The organism is Phycisphaerae bacterium, assembly GCA_035384605.1.
In the GTDB taxonomy this organism is placed as follows: domain Bacteria; phylum Planctomycetota; class Phycisphaerae; order UBA1845; family PWPN01; genus JAUCQB01.
Window position 1 is genome coordinate 24,209 of the sequence record DAOOIV010000033.1, and the last position, 21,817, is coordinate 46,025.

Below are 21,817 nucleotides of genomic sequence, written 5' to 3' on the forward strand. Positions count from 1 at the left end.
CAAACCTGCCAGTCTTGGTTAAGCCTTTTCCGGCGAGTCCATGCGAATCGAAGTGAACATCATGAAAGGGACAAGCTGATGACAAACAGGGTTACGGCTTCCGCGGCGGCTTTCGAGGTGTACCCGCTATACCGCCGGCCGGCCCACCTTGGCCGCGCGGGGCGTCGTGGATCGGTTGCCGGATTCGGCCTTGTCTTTCTTGTCCTTCTCTCCGGAGGCTGCGGCGGCAGTAAGCTCATCCCCCTCCACAGTTCGGCCGATTTCCAGCGGCATGTTCTCGATTCCAGGAAGCCTGTTCTCGTGCAGTTCTACAAGAGCGGATGCATGTGGTGCTCGTTGCAGGAACCCGCCCTGGACCGCTTGGCCGGCGATTACAGCGGCCGTGCGGTTTTCGCTAAGTATTGCCTGAAGGACTGGCTTGGGGGCGTTACCAACTGGGAAATCAGAAGCAAGTATGACATCGGCTGGTATCCTACGGTGATTCTGTTCGTTCACGGGCGGGAGAAAAAGCGGTGGGTGACGCATTTCGACGAGAAGAGCTACCGGAAGGCCTTGGATGAAGTCCTGGGTACCCCGAAGCCGCAGGTGTTTGTCGCGCCGGCCAAGAGGTGAGTTGTTCTGACGGGACGACCGTCGCGGCGAGGCTGTCGGATCGCCCAGAGGCAAAGGGAGACAACGCCTGTATGGAGAGCATCAATTTGGGTCTGTGCAACAAGTGCCGCGGGCGCGTGCCTTGCGAGTTCTTTGCCAGGGACGGGCAGATGTGGCTTCGGAAAACGTGCCCTGACTGTGGTTCGACCGAGTCGATGGTAAGTTCCGATGCGCGCGCATGGCAGGCCAAGCGCGAGCTCTGGGAGTACGTGCCCATGCAACGCGTTGCCTGCCGCATGAACTGCGATCGATGCGAGATCGATCACAAGCCCAACATCGTCTTCGTCGATGTCACCAATCGCTGCAACATGAACTGTCCCATATGTATCGCCACGATCAAGGATATGGGTTTCGATTTCAACCCGCCGCTCGCGTACTTTGACAAGCTTTTTGCTGAGGTGGCGCGCCTGGAGCCCAAGCCGGTTCTGCTGTTTTTTGGCGGCGAGCCTACGGTCCGCGATGACTTGCTGGAGATCATTGCCGCCGCGAAGAAACACGGTCTGAGGCCACACGTGGTGACCAATGGCATCAGGCTGGCGGACGAGCAATACTGTCGTAGGCTCTGTGAGGCTCGGGTTTCGTTCCGTTTTGCCTTCGACGGCCGCAGTCCGGAGATTTACGAGCGGCTTCGCCGCAATCGATCCGCCTATGACAAGAAGATGAGGGCCCTCCAGAACCTCCGTAAGTACAGCCTGCGAAAGCACACGATCATGGCCACCATCGGACGGGGTTTCAACGATCAGCATCTTGGCGACTTCTTCCAGTTCTGCCACGAGAATCGGGATCTGATTTCAGACGTCGGGCTCATTCCGCTGACCGAGAACTGGAGGCCGGGTACGTTCGATGCGGGGGTGCATACGACGATGGAAGACGTTGAGGCAATGGTCCGAGACGCTATCCCTGGCGGGCAGGTTGAGTTTGTACCCGCCGGGCTCTCATGGGCCTTGAAGACGCCGCGGTCGTTTTTCCGGAAGAACCTGCGATCCGAGGTTCTGTTGCTGGCCGGCGTACACCCCAATTGCGAATCCATCACTCTGCTGGTTTCCGACGGCAAGTCCTATCGTGGCATGAACCACTATTTGAGGAAACCCCTTCGCGAGGTTGCGGTGGAATGCGCCGCTCTTTGCCGCAAGCTTCAGCCCAAGCTTGACCGGCTTGATCCGGCACGACGGTTTCCGCGACTCTGCGGGCAGGTGCTGATCCTGTTGACCTTGTTGCCGTGGATGCTGGTGAGGATCAGATTGGGTCGCTTGCTTGGCAGCCACTTGTCGGCTTTGGGTGGCCGGGTATTTGGCCGTCCGGGTCGCCTGTTGAGCGGTGGTAAGCACATCCGACGAAGGCCGCGGTTGGTCCTGCGCGTGGGTGTGCTTCCGTTTGAGGAAGAACACTCGATCGACGCCGCCCGATTGGAGAAATGCAAAGCGGTCTTTGCCTATGAGGACGCCGAAGATGGCAGCGTTAAGTACATTCCGGCTTGCCTATGGTATCCGTACCGCAACCCGATCCTGGAAAAACTCTCAAAGAAATATGGCGTCGTTGGCAAGGAGACAGAATGGACGATCCCGGAACAGCCCTACAATAGCAGTGGCGGCAATCCGACAGTCAAACCCTTAACGGTTAAGGCGCCTATCTGTCGATAGAAAGGTATTGAAGCCCACTCGATCGGCCGGTGTCGACAGACCACTATGGTCGGAGGCCAGGGACGCGGCGCGAGCCTTATACCAGGCCTGTCGCAGGTCGGCGGGGCTTAGAGTCTTGCGGCCAGACATCTGTGCGGCTTGCGCGCACGTTTCTGGATCGCGGTGTATGTGGATTGCGGCCCGCAAAAAGGCGGTCTGCCTTACGTCAACTGGTTGTGCGTTTCTGGGATTAACTCTGGTTGCGAACCGGGGACGGCTGGGCTGGTGGCGGCGGGTGATCCCGACCGGGCTGGGCCAATCCGTCCGAAATATGCCGGTCAACCCAATTCAAGGAGAGATGGCGATGTTTGGGTACATCAAAACTGCGTTCGTGCTGTCTGCGATATTGTTTGCTACCTTAGGTTGCGGGTGTCCGGAGGTTGAGCAAGCTCCCGCCGAGGTTCCGCCCCCCGTTCTGAAGGAACCGCCACCTCCGCCTACTCCGGAGCCGCTTCCGCCGGCCGTCACGAAGTCAATTGAAGAACTGAACGAGAAGTATCCCGACCTGTTCAAGTTCGACAAAGACAAGGGACTGTTGTATTTCAGCGCCGATGCCACGTTTGACTCTGGTTCGGCCACCGTGAAGCCCGAAGCGAAGGCGGCGCTCGCGAAACTCGCGGCTATTCTCAATGAGGATGAGGTGAAGGACCGCAGGGTCACACTCGTCGGCCATACCGATACCGACCGAGTGGTTAAGCCGGCAACCATCGCAATGCTTAAGGAGCTTGGCAAGAGTGTGGACAACATGGGTCTGAGCCGGGCCCGGGCCGAGGCGGTGGCCGCTGTGCTCGAGGTGAATGGCATCGACGCCTCGCGGATCACCACCATCGGCAAGGGGGAAACGGAACCGGTTGCGGACAACCGCAAGCCGGAGGGCAAGGCCCGCAACCGTCGCGTAGAGATCTACGTGACTCCTGCAAAATAGTGGGATCCGTGTCGGCCCCCATCGCCGTATTCGAGGCGCGAGAAGAGACATCGTCAAAGAGGCCGCCAACCGAAGGTCCGGCGTTTGTCGCTGGTCGCTGCCGGGCAGGGTGGCTCTTTGTCTGTGACGGTCCCCATCGGCGGTGGGGGCCCAACAGGCATGCAGCCAACAAGGTCGACCAGGGCATGGGACCGGAGAGTGGCCGTGCATCCCAAGCCAATATGACAAACCATCCGGAACGTATTCAAGACATCTCCTTTTGCGGCGTGTATGAGATAATGGGCGCCCCGTTGATCGCGTCTCCGCGTGCATTGCAACATTTCCGCCCGGGCAGCACGACAAGAAGGCTACATCGGCACCAGACTCTTGTTCCATACTTGTCTGCGGTATAGCTTGCGGATCACGTCGTCAGGCTTCTTGCCGGACTGCTCGACGAGGCCGTAGAGTAGCTCAGCGCGCCGGCTTCGCTCCATGGCCGCCAGTTGACTCTCGAATGCTTTCATTTCGGCGGTGTGCAGGCGCTCGCGACGTTCGCACGTGATGCAGCCGTCCATCCCCGCAGGGTCTTCGCGAGCAAACTGCAGGAGAAGCGGCAGCAGCGCGTCTCGGCTGAGGTGTTGCTGAATGGTTTCGCGAAGAAGCTGCTCGTACTCGCTGATGCGGCCCGAGGAGACGCCCAGGAGGCTCGATAGCTGCCGTGTACGCGTTTGTTGAGGGCTCGGTGACACAAGGATTCGCTCGGCGGCGATGCGAGCCATGACCTCGGAAGTGTCCCGTCTACGCCACCTGCGGGATTTCAGCTCTTCCAAGGCGGCCTGCACTGCTCGCTCGAATCGGCTGCGAGCCAGCGCCCGGATCGTCGGATCACCCCATTCCTGCGTTTCCGTGACCGCCCGGTGGGGAGTGACAATGTTCGCCTGGCCGCGCCACTGGTGCACGATCGGCAACCGTTGGATCGACGTCCGGCCGTTGAGAGCAAGCTCCTTTCGCCGACGCACGATGACGTCACGCGGCACGCGGATGGTCGCGAAGTATTCATGCACGGCCGTGAAAATCGCCCCGCGGATGCGCGGCAGGGCGTAGGCGGGAAACGGACCGTGTGAAGCCGGATCGTACCTTATGGCTGCACGGATCAGTGCCATGCAACCCACTTGGAACAGATCCGCGCGCTCTCGCATTCGGGTCGGTCGGCGGGGTGTCGGGACGCGGTTGCGGAGATGCAGCCCCACCAAGCCGATGTTCTGAACGACCAGTTCTTGTTGCGCCTCCGTCAGCCGACCGGCAAAAGCATCCCGCCCGATCATTCGCTGGTCCGACCCGGCTGTTGGCGAGGGTCGCCTTGATTCGGAGGATCGAATTGCCGGACCGTTTTTCGCCTCCGGGATTGGTCCCGTTGTCTCCTCCCGTTCCGTTTTGCGCTGCCCTGATCCCTCTTCTTGAGTACCCCCTCGACACCATCGACAGTTCGCCCTCGCCGCAACAGGGAATCCCGCCCCAACCTTCATCGCCATCCCCTCCGCCCCCTCAATGGACATTTCGCATATACCTAACATAAACCAAACATACGACAAAGTCAAGCGGCCCAATCCAATTTGTCCCTTGTGGATCTCAGTCATCAGGGCAAGTCACACCAGGGCCAGTGGACTCAAGGTGATGTATCCGGCAAAAGCCAATGCCACATCGGTACCCGGGGTGGCTTGGCGTTCGTGGTATCGGCCGACATACGTCAAGCGGGTGATGCCGTTGCCCTGGGACATAGGGGTGAGGCCGAAGGCGGGCGGATCGGAGCTGATCGGAGCGACGCAGGCCCCCAGCGGCGGGCGGCCATCTGATGATCTGGGGAGATTCACGTTCCAGCAGGGTGCGGCCGGGCAACCCTGGGATGGGAAACCAGTCATCGGCCGGACGGGAGCGACAGGGTGGCTTGGGGACAAGGCTGCGGCCGATAGGGCGGCGTCGAGCAACGCCCTGCGCACCATGTCGAAGCACTTCTGGTCTACCCAAGGCGACGGAGGTTGCTCAGGCAAAGTGATCGCGGCCATGATCGCGGCGGCAAGGCGCGCCGAGCTGAGCCAATCGTCGGGCATCGATGGTTTCACCAGTTGCGAGATCGCGATGGCCGGCACTCCGAGGATGGCAGCCTCGCGGGCGGCGGCTACCGTACCTGAGTAGAAGATGTCAACGCCGAGGTTGCTCCCGCGGTTGATTCCGGCGATGACCCAATCCGGCCTTGGATGACCGGGCAGATGAAGCGCCGCGCGGACGCAATCGGCCGGAGTACCCTCAGCCACCGTGATCTGCCCCATGCCTTCCAGGCAGACCTGGCGACAGATGAAACTCTCGCTTGTTGAATGGCTCGTGCCGCTCTGAGCAACGGCGGGGGCGATGATGCCGATCTCTACGCCGGGCAGGCTGCCAACGGCTTCATGAAGGGCTCGCAGGCCTGGGGCGTCGTAACCGTCGTCGTTGGTCAGGAGGAACCGCAAGATACCATCGCCTCAGCTTGTCGATTTGGTCTGTCGCGTCATCGCGTTGTAGGCTTGCTGTAATTGCCCGGTGATCGGTCCCGGCTTCTCGTTGCTGACCGCTTTTCTCTCGATCCGGGTCACCGGCATGATCTCCATGACCGAGTTGGTGAGAAAGACCTCGTCGGCATCGAGCAGGTCGTTGACGGTCAGGGGAACTTGTTCGGTCTTAACGCCGGCCTCTGTCGCAAGTTCGATGACCACTTGACGGGTGATTCCGGGCACAACGGGAGTATCCAGCGGCGGGGTGCGAAGTACGCCTTCCTTAACGACAAAAACGTTGCTGATGCATCCCTGGGCCAGCCGGTTTTCGGGGGTGAACCACAATCCTTCGCCGCAGCCCGCGGCCTGTGCATCCCGAAGAGCCAGCAGGCGGGAGAAATAGCTCGTGGTCTTGTGCCCGGCCAGCGGGTCGAGATCGGATTGTCTCCAACGGGTATTTAGGTGGACGGTCATCCCCCGTTCATACAGGACGGGCGGGTAGCCGGCCGTCTCTTGAGCGGCAACCAGGAGGGTAGATCGCTCGTGGCCGTCTTGCGCACCCGGCGGCATGACGGTGAATCGAATGCGGGCGTTTTTGAGCCTGTTGGCGGCGAGCACCGCAGCCACCGCGTCTGGAATCTGCTCCACCAGTTGAAGCACAGGCATGTCGAAGTGCTTGGCAGAGTCGGTCATCCGGTCAATGTGTCGTTGGAGGAGAAAAGCTCGACCGTCATAGGCGCGCAGGGTTTCAAAGAGGCCCACTCCGTGGAGCAGCGAGGGATTCGACACCGTCACGACAGCCTTGGCTAGGTCGATGATGTCGCCGTTAAGATAAACCTTTTCATTCATCTGCAGCCTTGCCTTATCGCGCTCGCGCAGGTCGGGCTGGCGATCATCGCCTGCGGCATCTCGTCTGCCCACATTCGGCGCAGTATACACCGTTCGCGAATACTCTTCACCCGTCATGCCATCGGCCGACAAGCCGGCCCGGCACGGTACAGGGAAGACGGTTTTTGTGCCGATGATCCTGATGGGGCGACTTACGACCGCCACGCGAGGAATCCTTGGGGCTTCCCTGGAGCGATCCGGCCCCCTCCGAACCAGACCGCATGGGCAGGTTGTGTCCGGCTGGCAAACCAAGGCCGCGTTGCCACGCCGGTTGGAAACAGCCCGCAAGTGACGCTGCGAGGACTGGTTATGCGGCCGGTGCCGCAACGGTTCAGGGTAGCCTTGGTTGACATCCGATAACCAGAGATGTACTGTGCACACCAGTGGCGAGGCGGTGGCGCGCGGCCGTGCTCGCCGGTTCGCATCGGCGACAAACCGCGTGTCCGGACCGCTGAGCGCCGGGATTGCGCGGACACGGAACGATTAACCAGTACAAAGGACTGAGGAGCGGTGCAATGAACCTGCACACACGACGAGCGGCATGGATGTCCTGGGTCATCACGGCAAGTCTGGTGGCCTCGGCGTTGGGTCAGACCACGCAGCCGGCGGCGGCCGGTCGCATGATTCAAGGTAAGATCAAGGGAACCAACGTCAACGTGCGGAGCGGAGCGGATACGAACTACTACGTCGTGACGAAGCTCAACCGCGGCGACACGGTGACCATCGTCCACGAATCGTTCAACTGGGTGGAGATCCTGCCTCCCAAAGGCTGCTTCAGCGTGATCGACAAGAACTACGTCGAAAAAGCCGACGACGGCAGCGGCACGCTGAATGGCGACGCGTGGGTCTATGCCGGCAGCGAGATCGACGAGCGCCGATACGCCAAACAGGTGCAGCTCAAGAAGGGCGAGAAGGTCCAGATTCTCGGCGAGACGGCCGACGGGAAGTGCTATAAGATTGCCCCCCCTCTCGGGGCCACTGTCTGGGTTCATGGTGATTTCGTGGACCGGCCCGGGGCCACGGGCGGCGACCAGCCCGCGACGGGTGAGCGGATCCCGCCCGGCACACTGAGTCTTGCTCAGGCAGGAGTCACGACAAGCAGACCCGCCAAGGAACCGGCGCTGACGCCGGTGGCCAAGGGCAGCGAGCCTGCCTTCGGCGAGAACATTGTCAAAACGACCGGTCTGGAACCTATCAAACCCGAGCTGCTCACCACAAAAAATGATGAGCATCGCGCGGCGATTGCCAAGATCGAGGCCGGAATCGACGCTGAGTCTGCCAAGCCTGCCAAGCAGCGGAATTTCGAGCAGTTTATCAAGGATTTGGAGCCGCTGGCGTCCCAGTCGGACGATGAGGTCGCGAAACTGTATGCCGAGACGCGCATCAAGCAGATTCGCAGTCTGGCCGAGGCCTCAAGGGCCATTGAGGAGATGCGCAGGCTGAAAAACGAGGCCGAAGAGAAGGCCGATGCCGAACGGGTCAGGCTCGAGGAATTGCGGAGAAAGAGGATCGAGGAGTTTCCGACGGACTGGGTCGACGTGCGCGGGGAGATTCGTCTCAGCGGGCTCTTTGACGGTACTGGCGGCCGATCCAAGCGCTGGCGGGTGGTCGAACCGGGCGTCACGCCCGCCAAGACGCTGGCATATATCGAAGTTCCCGAGGGCAGTTCGATCAACCCGTCGGACTATCTGGACAAGTATGTTGAGATCAAAGCCGAAGCCCGCAAGCTGAGTTCGGCGGCGATGCCCGTGCCGGTCTACACTGTTCGGCAAATCAAATTGGCTGAGCGGCCTGCTCGCGGCAAACCGCCGGCCGGGGTGATGACTCGTCCCGCCGGGCCGGTGACAACAAAGTGAGCCCGTTCCCAGCGGACGGCATCATTGGCCCGGGACGGTGGAGCCCGGATGGGGGATGACGTGTTCAAGAGTCGGAACTGTGCTGGCTGGGTGGTTGTCTTCTTGGCGGGTGCGCTGGCTGCCGGTTGTGGCTTCCTGCCTCGCGGGTATGTCTTCGATCCTTCCGATCTCGAGGAGATCGTCGACCAGATCACCGCGACCTCGGGCGAGGATGCGGTGCAGCAGGTTCATGACGCCTTACTGGACCGAGGATACCCCGTCGCAACCGAGCCGAACTGGGTGATTAACAGCGGAAGGGGCGTGCCGGGGCAGGTTGCGGCATTCTACCTGTACGCGAATGAGTATCTCGTCGTGGCTGGTGTCAACCCCGGGGCTCAGTGGTCGATGGCACCCGGCCTGGGCTTCGAGGTCCACGATTATGTGTTGTTTGGAGATCTCACGGCATACGCGGCGGGCGAACTCAATCCCCCGACTCTGGGGCCCGGCGATAGCCTCTCGCTGGGTCCTTTTGAGTCCCGACAATTTCGGACGGATACCGGCGTATGGATGCTCGAATACGGGCGGGGGCTTCTGCCCACCGACCTGTACCCTGAAGCGTTTGCTGGCGAGTTCGCGCTGGCTCAGAATGCCATTCTTTACGCCAGCGGGTCTTTTGTGACCTCGTTCATCCGCAACTGGGTGTACGAACAGATCGGCCTGCCGGGCGGCATCTTCTCGTTGTACGGCCTGTAAGGCGTTAGTCAAGCGACGGCTTCCATTTGTTTCCTGTTGGGTGGCCCACCGCTTCAGCGGGTTCGCCCCGGCGTAGCCTGTGGCGAAGCCGGGTGGGGTAGCGAACTGTGGCAGGAGTTGCCGACCCCACGGCTGAAGCCACGGGTCAACCGCTTGGGTGGCTGTTACTGCGGACAAAGGCCGCTTTGGGTTATCGCCCAATATAACCTACTTTCATGCGTTTCCCGACATGATTGGGCTGCCCTGCCCTTAGGGCGGTGAGGGGTGCAAGAACTCTGCGATGGTGAGAACTCGCTTGCGTTTTTGCTTGGCTAACGTAGCATCGACGAGGCCGAAGGCCTCGCTTAAGCGGGGCGCCCATCTCTCTTGTCTCTTGACAGACGCAAGTCCCTGAAGCGCCCGTGGCACAAATGACGCTGTTCGTGTCCTACCCGTCTGAAGCATTGCTCGACCGATCATCCTGTGCGGAGGCGTCAGGATGCCATCGTTTCGAATGGGGATCGCTGAGAATGGGAAAGCCACCTGTCCCGGCCTTGCCATCTGTGGACCGCAATGGTGGGGTCCACAGGACAAATATGATCGCCACGACCACCAATGTGCGAGGGCGGATGTCTCGGATGGTGATCCAGGGCTCGTGCAAGGGCAGACCAGTGAACAGTCCGATGACCCGCCGTACCGAGACCCAACCCAGCCGAGTCAGTCCCTGCCACACAGCGACCACCATTACCATCGAGATCGGAAGCGTAAGCTGAAGCGGGAATCTCGCCTTGGCCAGGCCCCATAGGGCCCACGCACCGCAAGCGACGGCCAGCACCAATGGCGCGGCTGCGCAGCATGTGTTTGTTACGCTGGAAGCCGGCCAAGTCTTGCCCATCCATCCGGCCGTGTCGCTGAGCATCGAGTAGAATGTGAGTAGCCCCCGTCCAGAGACAGAAATGCCAAGAGAATGAACGACAGAAACAGCCCCGGAAAGCGAAGCTTGTCCCCGCGTATCATGCAAGAGATTGCCAGCGCAATTAGCCCTAGCATTCCCAACAGGAGCAACCAACCGCCGATGCCGATGTAGATAAAGCTGCGAAGCATTCCTCGCTCCTCGCGCTCCCGGTGTCAGGCCGGGCTAATCCCTGGCAGCCTCATTCGTGCCATGGTGGAACGGAAGGTTGAGGTTGCCCCATCCCACCTGTTGCAGCCACTGCTCAAGCCAGGTTTGGCACTGGCCTTCGGTATTGTTCGGCTCATCGGCACGCTGCGACGGGACCAGGCTTCAGCCGTTCGCGCCTTCAGTTGGCCGATCATGGTGTGGGAGCTGCGTAATTCCCTCTTCGGGGCACCGATCGCCGAGAACAGGACGAGCCTCACTGCCGTTCTTCCGACGGGAGGTCCACAGAACGAGCACGACTGCGGTGACCACAAACACCCCCGGCGCTGCCGCCCAGATCGCCATCCACGGTCCGTCAAGCGGATGGCTCGTGAACACGCCCGCGACGCGCCATGCCTTGACCCAACGGACGCTCTCCAGCCCGCGCACCAGGGCTACTGCCGCGACAAGCGAGGTCGCAACGGTAAGCCGAAGCGGGAATCTTGCTCTGATCAAAACCCAGAGTGCCCAAGCCGCGAAAACCACAGCCAGCACGAGCGACACTGCCCTGTACCATGCTTGCCACGGGCCGATGGGTGGCCACGCTTCACCCATTCGTGCCACTAAGCCGACGATTCTGAGCAGCCTGAACAGGCCCCCATCCAAGGCAAGGATGGCAAGGAACAGAAAAGGCAGAATCAGCGATGCAGGGCAGAGATTAACTCTGTCTCGGCGTATGAGCCAGGCGACGGCCAACACGAGCAGCCCTGACACTCCCAACATGAACGCTTCATGTCCGATATCATGAAACATGTAACCACCCTCTAATCTTGGACGAAGACCTTAATCGTCATCGGCTGCTTCGTTTGTGCCATGGTGGAAAGGAAGGTTCAGATTATCCCATCCCACCTGTTGCAGCCACTGCTCGAGCCAGGTCTGGCATTCGTTCTCAGTCTTTCCCGGCTGATCCGTATGCTGCCACTCGGCAAAGAGTGCAACCGCCAGTATCTTCAGGGCATTGTCGTCCCAAAACGGCGGATTTACCAGGCTTTCATGGATGGCAATGGTCTTCGAGGCCTTGAATACCGATGCTTTCAAGCTAACGTCGTCAAGCGACTGTCGGTTGAGGACGATCCCACCAAAGATTTCGGCGTTGTACCACTTGTCCTGGCCGAGCAATTCGGCGAACGCCCGGTTCGAATCCGGGTGCCCGAGAGAGTTGAGCCGGTCTATTGCCGCTCGGATGCGCTGGATCTCTTGGCCGGAATCGGGGAATGATGAATTCCCAAAGAACTCCCCCGGACTCAACAACCCCCAAAGCCAGTACGCGAACAACAGGACACCGACTACCACCACAATACCAAAGATAAGGCCCAGCGTACCCAACGGCCGGTTCTGCTTCGCGGCCTGTTCGTCGAACTCCGGCGCCTTCAGTCGGGAATCGGGAGAACACACGCCGGACACGGCCCCCGGCTCGCTCACTGATACAGATGCTGGATGGACATCGGGTAGGCCATTCTCTTCTGGGGCGGTTTTCGCCAATGGTATTCTTGACAGGGACTTGTTCACCAGAAGCACAGGCCTGGTGAGTTGGCCTTTGGCTGCGGAGGCCCGGCTCGCCAAGGTCATCCCGTTCGGCAAGCCGTAGTTCGCCTGAAGCCCGGCAAAGTCGGCTTGATCGACATCCCCGTCGTGGTCGAGATCGGCGAGGATGATCCCGTCGCCGTCTGGGACCAGAGTGCAGCCGGCAGGGAGTGATTCGGGGTCGTAAGACAGGCCCGGGCCGGTGGCGCATTTCTCGAAAAGGTCGACGTCATCCGTGTCAACGTCCCCATCCCTGTCCAGGTCCCCCTCGGTCCCGATGGTGAGCATGACGTGGGCCCACTGCGGTGAGTTGCCGGCGTTCCCGTCGACGCGCAGCCACGCCGGATAGCTCCCCGGTCCGAGCGATTCCGTATCAAACGACAAGGTGAAGTCCTGGATCTGGCCTGTAGAACTGGCTTGAGCGGGCGACACGCTGAGCCAGAAAGCAGTCGACTGCACCGTAAAATCAAGGGTGCATCCGCCGGAATTCCTTACCTGGAAGGTCTCGTCCGGTGGCCGGACGCCGGTTGGCGTGGTCTTCCCGATCTCCGGGGTGAGGATCTCGATCCTTGGGCAAACGACCACGTTTCCCGAGCCGGTGGAATGGGCGTCGAGGATCGCCATGTCATCGGCATCCAGATCGCCGTCGTTATCCAGGTCCATGTAGACCCGATAATCGTCGAATATGGGATCGGCCGGGTTGAAGGCGTTGATTTGATTCTGGAGGATGGCGCGATCATCCTGATCGATGTCTCCATCCCACTCCCACTCGGAACCGTTCCAGACCGGCATATCGCCGATCTTGGCGGGACAAAGCGGCTCGACGACCAAGCGAATCCCCAGGTTGCCGGGCAAGCCTTCATCCTCAAGAAGATACCACGAGCCATTCCGCCAGAGGATATTGAACAATTCCCAGGGGCCTTCTGTCGAGCACACTATATTGGCCGAGTTCTCCGACATCAATCGGTCCACCTCGCCGTCGATCCGGAACCCCCCGTATATTCCGGTCTGGAACGAGACCGGCGGCTCGTCGAAGATCGCCGGCGTCAGAAACCGGTTTTCCGGATTCTCGTCGTACCACCATGTCCGGGCGAGCGGCACTTGGTTCAGTCCTCCGGGCGACAAGACCGCGATGTCCGAATCATAACGAAGCCAACCGTCAGCGTCATACAGCAACGGTTCAACCTTCACCGGATATCGGTACTGTCCAGCAGGACGCTGCCACCAGATCTGCATTTTGGTGACCCGACAGGGAAAGAGGGGCCGCGCTGCGGGGAGGAAGGACATCAGGAGGTCGTTTTCCCTGAAGCTTTGACCCATCATCACGGTGCTTTCCGTCTCGATACGCTCTATCTTCAGCACATACTCTTGCGGCGGTGCCTGTGCGCGAACGCGTGCTAGGTCCAGATTCAGTACCAGTCCAACGCACAGGATACTGAGCACCGACATGTGCCGCTTGGTGAACCTACTCATGAACGACCTCCCGGGCTTTGCCCTGCTAGGACTCCGATGCTCTGGGGCAGGTTGCCGAAACAAAGAAGGGAATGCCACCCGCCCATGCCGCCTTGGAGGGTCGCCAAACCCTTCGTGTTGACACGGGGAAGGACGACACTCCCAAGCGGGAGTGCGTCCAGTCCTCGTGCGCCCAACACGACTCAGGGAATTGCCCCCTTCGAGGATTTCGAGGGCAAGCACTCAAGTCTGAAGCGCGGACTGTCAAATCAACTTTTCTTGGTTCGAATCCGTACTCCTAACAAAGGACCTCGTCCGAACTGCAACATGATAGCTTAGTAGCGGCGCCGGCAGTCTTCAGTATCAACTCGGATACACAAGGAACCGAACTTGCCGACAGTTCTCGGAACGCTGTCGTCCTGACACACAATCTTCCGAAGCCTCCGTGAAAGGCTGGCCTGTTTATGGAAGGCTAGTCTGTATAATGAATTCTATCGACTCCAAAGATTGAGGCAAGACCCCACAAGAAGCATTTGTTCTGATTAGCAGTCAAATCTGTCGGTAGAATCTTTCAAATTATTAATTAACTCCGTTTACCTTCGAACCTGTCAGGGTCCTGATACAAACCCGTGTGTGACGGGTCTCCGCCCGCTCAGTTTCCGAGGTCTTGGGGCCGGCTGCAGATCCTTTCGGTCCATCGGGGCGTCGAGGATTTGCGGCACTTTGAATGGGCCTTCCCAGATGCCGAACGCCTGCCCTGCCAATTTGGCAGCAAGGGGGCTTAGGCCGTCTGAAGCCGCTTTTTCTGCCTCGCCAGAGCCGTTTCCGCCTGGCATGCGCTTTGCTGGCTGAACCGCGGAGCACAGTGCGCTGTTCCAGGAAGGTTTTCTGCCATGCGTCAAGATCAGTTCACCGTGCGAGCAGCAGAGGCCCTGCAGGCGGCCCAGGAGCAAGCTGCCCAAGCCGGGCACGCGCAGCTGGAGCCGCTGCATCTGTTGCTGGCTCTGCTGAACGAGGGGGCTGCCAACGGCGGGGGAGTCGTGGCCCCGATTCTGGAGAAGGCCGGGGTTCACGTTGGGCGGGTCCGCCAACTCGTGGAAAGCGAGCTGTCGCGGCGGCCTCGGGTCAGCGGGGGCCAGCTCGTGCCCGCGCCCGAGATGCAGCGAGTCCTCGCCCAAGCGCACAAGGAAGCAGATCGACTCAAAGACAAGTTCATTTCGTGTGAACACCTGCTGTTGGCCCTCGCCGACGTGGATTCACAAGCCAAAGAGGTGCTCTCGCTGGCCGGAGCGAGCCGGGAGGTGCTTCTCTCGGCCATGAAAGAAGTTCGCGGACATCACCGGGTCGACAGCGAGAACCCCGAGGACACGTACCAGGCCTTGCAGCGGTATGGCCGTGACCTCGTCGAGCTGGCTCGCCGGGGCAAGATTGACCCGGTGGTCGGGCGCGACGAGGAAATCCGCCGGATCATGCAGGTCCTGTCTCGCCGGACCAAGAATAACCCCGTGCTCATCGGCGAGCCCGGGGTCGGCAAGACGGCCATTGTCGAGGGGTTGGCTCTCCGCGTCGTCAACGCCGACGTCCCCACGGTACTGAAGAACAAGCGGATTATTGCCCTGGACTTGGGTGCGATGATCGCCGGAGCCAAGTATCGCGGCGAGTTCGAGGATCGCCTCAAGGCCGTGGTCCGCGAGGTGGTCGAAAGCGACGGCGAGGTGATTCTTTTCATCGACGAGATGCATACCATCGTCGGGGCCGGCCGCGCCGAGGGAGCCATTGACGCGGGAAACCTGCTCAAGCCGGCACTGGCTCGCGGCGAGCTGCGATGCATCGGTGCAACCACCCTGGACGAGTACCGCAAGCACATCGAGAAGGATGCGGCCCTGGAGCGACGGTTCCAGCCCTTGTACGTGAGCGAGCCGACGGTCGAGGACACCATCGCCATTTTGCGCGGGCTCAAGCCGCGATATGACGCCCACCACGGGGTGCGGATCCAAGACTCGGCCCTGGTCGCGGCGGCGACGCTGTCCCATCGTTACATTGCCGACCGGTTCCTCCCGGACAAAGCGATCGACCTGGTGGATGAGGCGGCCTCGCGGTTGCGGATCGAGAACGACTCGATGCCGTCGGAACTTGATGAGATCCGCCGAAAAATCATGCAACTTGAGATCGAGCGCGAGGCCCTTCGCAAGGAGAAGGACAAAGCCTCGCGAAAGCAACTCGAACAGGTCGAAAAGCAACTCGCGGATCTCAACGAGCAGAACGCATCCCTGACCGCACGCTGGGAGAAAGAAGTCGGGATGCTCAAGCAGACGAAGTCCCTTCGTGAACAACTTGATGCCAAGCAGACCGAGCTGGCCGAGGCTCAGCGGCGCGGTGATTGGGAACGAGCAGCGCGCATCCAGTACGGCGAGATTCGGGAGCTGGAGCGGCAGATCAAGGAACAGGAAGAACTCATGGCCCGGCTGCGCGAGCAGGGCGGCATGCTGGTTCACGAGGAGGTCACCGCCGAGGAGATCGCCGAGGTGGTCAGCAAGTGGACGGGCATTCCGGTGTCCCGGATGCTCGAAGGCGAGAAGGAAAAGCTCCTGAAGATGGAAGAGCGGTTGGCTCGCCGGGTGGTAGGGCAGGAAGAGGCGATTCGCGCGGTCAGCGATGCGGTGCGGCGAAGTCGCGCCGGCATCGGCGATCCGAACCGGCCGGTGGGGTCGTTCCTGTTCCTCGGGCCGACCGGCGTGGGCAAGACGGAATTGTGCAAGGCGCTGGCCGAGTTCTTGTTCGACGATGAGGCGGCGTTCATCCGCATCGACATGAGCGAGTTCATGGAGCAACACGCGGTGGCCAGGCTGATTGGAGCCCCGCCGGGGTATGTCGGTTACGAGGAAGGCGGGATGCTCACCGAGGCGGTCCACCGGCGGCCGTATTGCGTGGTCCTCTTCGACGAGATCGAGAAAGCTCACCGCGACGTGTTCAATGTGTTGTTGCAGGTGCTTGACGACGGGCGGTTGACCGATGGTCACGGACGGACCGTCGACTTCCGCAATACCATCATCGTCATGACCAGCAATATCGCCGGAGCCATGATTCAGCAGATGGCCGAGAATGAGGCCATCGACGTGGAGATCGAGTCTCGGGTCCGGGAGGAACTCAAGAAACACTTCCGACCGGAGTTCCTGAACCGCATCGATGAGACGATCATCTTCCACCGGCTCACCCAGGAGGATCTGGCCCGGATCGTTGACATCCAGCTGGATCTGCTGCGAAAGCGGCTGGCGGACCGACGGATCAGCGTGCGGCTGACCGATGCGGCCAAGGCGCAGTTGGCCCGCGACGGATATGACCCGGTTTACGGTGCCCGGCCGCTCAAGCGACTGATCCAGAAGGAAATCGAAAACCCCCTGGCCCGGCGCTTGCTGGCCGGCGATTTCGGCGAAAACCAATGCATCGAAATCGACAGCGACGGCGAGATGTTCCGCTTTACGACTGTCGCCCCGGCGACGGCGAATTGAGCCGGCACGCGGCTTTTCTCAACGTGATGAGCGTATGCCGCCGGCGTCTGCGGCCCGGGTTGCCGCAGGAGTTGCCGGCGGGGCCGACAAGCATAGGTCTGTGCTCCGGCCCGATCCCTGGGCTGATATGATCGTCTGACGGCAGGTTGTTTTGACACCTGTCGAAATCACATGCGATTCTTGTATCCGTCCCGCAGATCGCTTCTGTCGTCCTGACCATCCGCAGGTGCCGACCTTATTGGTTTCTTAGTACGTGCCGGCGCCCCCGCCAAGCGCCACGTCCACCGCCCTGCGGGGACTTGATCCTTATCCGACCAGTGTAGGGCTCACACCCCCGTTGGCCCGTTGCTGCCGGTTGCCGCTATAAGAAACGAGAAGGACGCAGATGAGAAGCGAGCTGCACGCATTCAACGCGAGGCGAGGCGTCACTGTCGGGGCCGGGATCCCAGGCAGTGAGACCGTTGTTGCTCTGCCCATTCCCGGAGATTGGCGGGCAAATTGGGTTCCTTCAGTGCCCTGTCAAACCACGTCACGGCCTCAGCCTCACGGCTCAACCGCCTGAACAGTTCCCCCAGCAGGTACATTGCCGCCGGCCGGTTATCCGCAGACACCAGACCGGCGAGCAACGCTCGTTCAAAGGCGTTCGCTGCCTGCTCCTGGTGTTCTTTTTCCCGAATGATCGACTGCTGCATGGCGGTCATGCCTGTCCGAAGATCTTCCGAAAAAAGGTTGCCATCGGCCTGTTGCAGGCGGCGGAGGATCGATCCGGCTTGCGCGTTCTCGCCGTGCCTCCGGAGGATCAAAGCCAACGCAAGCTCAATGTAGGGCCGCTGGTAGCGCGTGAATCTGCCCGTCAACAGGGCCTCGCTTGTGCGCGTGGCAAGCTTCATCTCGACATCCAACTGGTTATCAGTCGGGCCGAGCGCAGGCCGCCATCGCTCGATATAAGCAAGGGCGCGTCTCAAACGAGATTCAGGCGGGACGTGCGCCCCTTTCTCACGTTCCACCCAGGATGACCGCAAATACAGCCACCCGATCGCCTCATCTGATTTTTGTCGCCATTGATAGCAGGTTACCGCCAGCGCATAACGCACGGAGGCATCCAATTCGCTGGGATCGCTGTCCGGGCCGAAGCCGGGCGGCAGCTTCAGCCCCGGCGATCGAAGAATCCGGTTTGCCACGTCGGGCATCAACGTGACGCTCGGATCGAAATCGGCGAGATAGCCGCTGTAGCCGCAGTGCGGACAGGTCGAGATGCGGTAGAATTCGGGTTGTGCCCCAAGTGACCTTGCGAACAGGTCGCGATCGACGCCGGCACGGGTATTGCTGCGAACGCACACAATGGTCGTGAAGCTCTTATGACAGGCCGGACATTCGAGCTGTGTCCTTCCCAGGATCGAGGGAGCGTCCTCCCTGTCGTCAGCAGGGCCCGCCGCGACGATGACCATCCAAAGACACAACCCGATCATGATTCGCCTCGCCCAATGTGCACATTCTCTCGCGGCAAACCCGGAACGGCAACCAAGATGCGCCGGCCGCTGCGGGCGGCTCGATGGCAGGACGGACTCATACCGACTCGGCGGAAAGTCGTGCCTGATGGTGATCCTGCAGGCCCCGTGACGCGCAGAAGGGTTCAGCGTTTGCCGCGACGGCACGAAAACAGATAGAAACCGGCACCAGCCCCGGCCAGCAGGATCAGCATGCCCGGTTCGGGTACCGCCAGCCATTGCACCGTTGCCTGCGGCTTCTCGCCACAGGCCGGGCAATCACCATTCAGCAACCCGTCGGGAATAATCAGTTTGGACAACAGGTCGCTTGATGGCTGCTTGTCCAGCAGGCTGGCCAGCAGCGAGTTGTTGATCAACTGTGCCAACTCGTCGTCATTCAGCAATTGACCGGATTGGAGGCGGGCGATGAAGTCCTCGATGCGGCCACCCGTCGCGCTCAGGCTGGCCAGGCTGCTGCCGAATGCCGCGAAGGGGTTCTCGGTTCCGAAACGCTCGAAAAACGGGTTGGTCAGAACCGCCGCCGCATCCAACCAGATATTCCCTGACAGGTTGATGGGGCCGATGTCATAGTCGAGCCTGGCCGAGAGGTCTTCAAGCTCGCCATGTTTGCTGGTGGCGGTCGCGCGGTTGGATGCCTGAAGCGTGATGTCGTAGAAACCCCACTGGTTCACATAGGTGTCGATGTTCAGCAGCAGGCTTCCGTCGATGACCATGTCCTCGGAGCCAAGGTAGCTTTCGTAGCGGTAGTCCAGCGGAGAGCCTCTGGTTGACAACGCGAATCTGACGGCCGGCACGAGCCTTTCGCTGTATGTGGCGCTCAGGGAGACCCCACCGCTTTCCATGACCAGGTCGCCGAAACCGAGATAGAAATGGGTATTGTTGTAGTAGGGCAATCCGGTATCAGGATTGGTGAAAGACACGTTCAACACGTAGCCCTTGCTTAGCGGGTCGTACTTCTTCTGGAACTTCACGCCGTAGAGCTGAAGCCCATATCGCAGATCATCGCCGATTCCAGCCGCGGCTATGCTCGTGACACTCATGCCGAGCAGAACGGCCAGCACAGTCACCCGTTTCAATTGCGGGGTATTCATCCTCGTGTCTCCCGTATCCCGGGTCCGGTATCGAAGCGGAACTGGAAACGCCCGGCCTGTTGAAACCGCCGGCGCAAACCCCGACCGCCCAGTCACCATTATTGTATGTTCATCGGCCGTCCTGTGGAAGGTGTTCAACTCAAGAGTGCCGGCGAAATCAGAGCTTATGCGTCTTTTCGAGCTGTCGACGCGGGACTGAGGAATTGTGCTCTGTTATCGGACGCTGTCGCCCGCGATTTCGATGAACCTGAGAATGCTTCGCACCCCGAGCTCGAAATCCCGAACATGGAAGAACTCGTTCGGACTATGCAAGTTGCAGTTCGGCATGGCGAAACCCATCAACAGGCTGTCAGCCCCCAGCGCCCTCTTGAAGAGTGGGAGGATCGGCAGCGTGCCGCCCTCGTGTGTCAGCACGGGTTCGCGCCCGAAGCCCTCGGCCAGAGCCTGCCGAGCCATCTGCATGCCCGGAGAATCAAGCGGGCAGAGGTATGCCTCGCATGTGGACCGAGTAACGATCTTCAAACGCACGGCCGAGGGTGCAACCCGTCGGACAGCCTCGTCGAAAGCGGCGGAGATCTTGTCGGGCTTTTGGTGTGCTACCAGACGCATGGAGATCTTGGCCGTCGCGCTGGCCGGAATGATGGTTGCCGAGCCTTCGCCCGTGAAACCGCTGACCATCCCATTGACATCAAGCGTGGGACGAACGCCGCAACGCTCCGCGGTGGAGAACCCTTCCTCACCGTAGGGGGTCGGGCTGCCAGTGGCTGCCAGCAGATCCGCGTCCGAAATGCCGTACGAGGCCAGGTTGCGCCGCTGCTCATCCGACAGCGTCGCAACGTCATCGTAGAAGCCCGGTATGGCGACCCGCCGACGCTCGTCATGCAATGAAGCGATGATCGTCGCCAGCACATTGGCCGGGTTGGCCACCGCACCCCCGTAGACACCGCTGTGAAGATCATGAGTCGGCCCTTGGACGGTGATCTCCTTGAAAACCAGGCCGCGCGTGGAACAGGTCAGGGCCGGCGTTTCGGCGTTGAGCTTGGCCGTGTCGGAGATCAGAACGTTGTCGCAGGCCAGCCTCTCGCGATTGTTCTCGATGAGCGTCGACAGATGCTTTGAGCCGATTTCCTCCTCGCCTTCGATGAGCAGCTTGACCCGCACCGGCCAGGACGCCCCGGTATCTTTCCAGCAGCGCAGAGCCGCCAGATGAATCATGACTTGGCCCTTGTCGTCGGCGCTGCCGCGTGCATAGATGGCTCCGTCACGAATGGTCGGCTCAAACGGTGGGCTTTGCCAGAGGCTCAGGTCCCCGACCGGCTGGACGTCGTAATGGCCGTAAACCAGGAACGTCGGTGCACCGGCGACCGGACCGGTGTCGCCGAACACCGCCGGGTGACCGTCAGTCGGCACGACCTCAGCTTGCAGGCCGGACTCAATCAGTCTGTCGCGGATCCATTCAGCGCATTGCCCCATATCCGCCACGTGTTCGGACAGCGTGGAAATGGTCGGAAAACGCAGAAAGGTCAGCAGCTCGGCTAGCCAGACGTCCTTGTTCCGCTCGAATAGCAGTGTTGCAGCTTTCGAACTCATGGCGCTTCCTCGCTTCAAGGGTCATCACTCGACCGTGGGCACATTATGCCGGATACGCAGCCCGGATAATAGCCCGGCTGCCTGGAAGGGTACGTCCTTCCTCCATGGTAATGGCTGGGGCGCTCGCGTCCGGGCACCGGAACCTGCAACGCCTTGGTGTCTGGGCGGCCTCCATCCCGTACGCGCTGCGCCGATTCCCCGACAGCGGCCTCGTAAGGACCACGATGAGCGGTGCCTAGCCGGCGGTGGTTCGTCCGAAGACCGCCAGTGCATCGTCAAGGGTGGGGCAGAATGTGAACATTCGGTCGAGACGGGTGATTTCAAAGACCTTCTTGAGGTCGTCGCGCAGATCGCAGAGCACGACCTGCCCCTTGTTCTGAGCAGCCTTCTTGTGCAGCGTGATGAGCACGCTGAGAGCCGACGACGACAGAAACTTGACGTTCGTGAAGTCGAGAATCAGTTGCCTGCAATCCTTCTTTTCAACCAGTTCGTACAACTCCTCACCGATCTCGTCGATCTGAAGAGCATCCAGGATGGAGATGTCCTGGAAGGTGACGACGGTGACGTCCTTGATGGTCTCGATCAGTAATCGTTGTGATTCGGGCATGTCTCTTCCTGCCACTACGGGTCCCTGGTTATCCGAGCCGCAATTCTAAGCGAAGACCAGGCCCTTGGCGAGAGGGCAATCGCCGTTTCGGAGGTAGTGTCAACCCCTGTGTAAATTGCTCTGGGGCATCGCTCCGAGTACTCTCCTCATGCTGCATGGG

At 60.6% G+C, this 21,817-nt stretch carries 16 protein-coding genes; 6 read left to right on the forward strand and 10 right to left on the reverse strand.

Features of this window, described 5'->3' with window-relative positions:
- Positions 1–78 precede the first annotated feature (78 nt).
- From PLL20_09590 to PLL20_09600, 3 genes are all read left to right on the forward strand, one after another.
- On the forward strand, positions 79–612 hold the full coding sequence (locus PLL20_09590) for a thioredoxin domain-containing protein (GenBank protein HPD30235.1): 534 nt from the start codon (positions 79–81) through the stop codon (positions 610–612).
- Positions 613–683: 71 nt separating this feature from the next.
- Positions 684–2,291 (forward strand): radical SAM protein, encoded by a 1,608-nt coding sequence (locus PLL20_09595; GenBank protein HPD30236.1) that lies wholly within the window; start codon positions 684–686, stop codon positions 2,289–2,291.
- 343 nt (positions 2,292–2,634) lie between these two features.
- Entirely contained in the window at positions 2,635–3,255 is a 621-nt protein-coding gene (locus PLL20_09600) for an OmpA family protein (GenBank protein ID HPD30237.1), read from the forward strand.
- Positions 3,256–3,602: 347 nt separating this feature from the next.
- On the opposite strand, the gene PLL20_09605 is transcribed toward PLL20_09600, so the two are convergent.
- The 3 genes from PLL20_09605 to PLL20_09615 form a co-directional block, all read right to left on the reverse strand.
- Positions 3,603–4,559 carry a sigma factor gene (locus PLL20_09605; protein HPD30238.1) on the reverse strand — a complete coding sequence of 319 codons (957 nt, stop codon included), beginning with the start codon at positions 4,557–4,559 and terminating at the stop codon, positions 3,603–3,605.
- 321 nt (positions 4,560–4,880) lie between these two features.
- Positions 4,881–5,741, reverse strand: coding sequence for a 5'/3'-nucleotidase SurE (gene surE, locus PLL20_09610; GenBank protein ID HPD30239.1), 861 nt, complete (start codon positions 5,739–5,741; stop codon positions 4,881–4,883).
- Positions 5,742–5,753: 12 nt separating this feature from the next.
- The gene (locus PLL20_09615; GenBank protein HPD30240.1) at positions 5,754–6,815 is read right to left on the reverse strand and encodes an aminotransferase class IV; all 1,062 of its coding nucleotides are present in this window, start codon (positions 6,813–6,815) and stop codon (positions 5,754–5,756) included.
- A gap of 350 nt (positions 6,816–7,165) precedes the next feature.
- Between PLL20_09615 and PLL20_09620 the strand changes: the two genes are divergently transcribed.
- Positions 7,166–8,506 (forward strand): SH3 domain-containing protein, encoded by a 1,341-nt coding sequence (locus PLL20_09620; GenBank protein ID HPD30241.1) that lies wholly within the window; start codon positions 7,166–7,168, stop codon positions 8,504–8,506.
- Between the two features lie 60 nt (positions 8,507–8,566).
- Positions 8,567–9,238, forward strand: a complete 672-nt coding sequence (locus PLL20_09625) for a hypothetical protein (GenBank protein ID HPD30242.1) — start codon at positions 8,567–8,569, stop codon at positions 9,236–9,238.
- A gap of 427 nt (positions 9,239–9,665) precedes the next feature.
- On the opposite strand, the gene PLL20_09630 is transcribed toward PLL20_09625, so the two are convergent.
- The 3 genes from PLL20_09630 to PLL20_09640 form a co-directional block, all read right to left on the reverse strand.
- On the reverse strand, positions 9,666–10,112 hold the full coding sequence (locus PLL20_09630) for a hypothetical protein (protein ID HPD30243.1): 447 nt from the start codon (positions 10,110–10,112) through the stop codon (positions 9,666–9,668).
- Positions 10,113–10,502: 390 nt separating this feature from the next.
- Positions 10,503–11,129, reverse strand: coding sequence for a hypothetical protein (locus PLL20_09635; GenBank protein HPD30244.1), 627 nt, complete (start codon positions 11,127–11,129; stop codon positions 10,503–10,505).
- 30 nt (positions 11,130–11,159) lie between these two features.
- Positions 11,160–13,373, reverse strand: coding sequence for a hypothetical protein (locus PLL20_09640; protein HPD30245.1), 2,214 nt, complete (start codon positions 13,371–13,373; stop codon positions 11,160–11,162).
- A gap of 872 nt (positions 13,374–14,245) precedes the next feature.
- On the opposite strand from PLL20_09640, the gene clpB reads away from it, so the two are divergent.
- Entirely contained in the window at positions 14,246–16,861 is a 2,616-nt protein-coding gene (gene clpB / locus PLL20_09645; GenBank protein HPD30246.1) for an ATP-dependent chaperone ClpB, read from the forward strand.
- Positions 16,862–17,286: 425 nt separating this feature from the next.
- On the opposite strand, the gene PLL20_09650 is transcribed toward clpB, so the two are convergent.
- The 4 genes from PLL20_09650 to PLL20_09665 form a co-directional block, all read right to left on the reverse strand.
- Positions 17,287–18,330, reverse strand: coding sequence for a DUF2225 domain-containing protein (locus tag PLL20_09650; GenBank protein ID HPD30247.1), 1,044 nt, complete (start codon positions 18,328–18,330; stop codon positions 17,287–17,289).
- 164 nt (positions 18,331–18,494) lie between these two features.
- Positions 18,495–19,460 carry a PEP-CTERM sorting domain-containing protein gene (locus PLL20_09655; GenBank protein ID HPD30248.1) on the reverse strand — a complete coding sequence of 322 codons (966 nt, stop codon included), beginning with the start codon at positions 19,458–19,460 and terminating at the stop codon, positions 18,495–18,497.
- Between the two features lie 213 nt (positions 19,461–19,673).
- Positions 19,674–21,050 carry a dipeptidase gene (locus PLL20_09660; protein ID HPD30249.1) on the reverse strand — a complete coding sequence of 459 codons (1,377 nt, stop codon included), beginning with the start codon at positions 21,048–21,050 and terminating at the stop codon, positions 19,674–19,676.
- Positions 21,051–21,285: 235 nt separating this feature from the next.
- Positions 21,286–21,657, reverse strand: coding sequence for an STAS domain-containing protein (locus PLL20_09665; protein HPD30250.1), 372 nt, complete (start codon positions 21,655–21,657; stop codon positions 21,286–21,288).
- Positions 21,658–21,817: the final 160 nt, after the last annotated feature.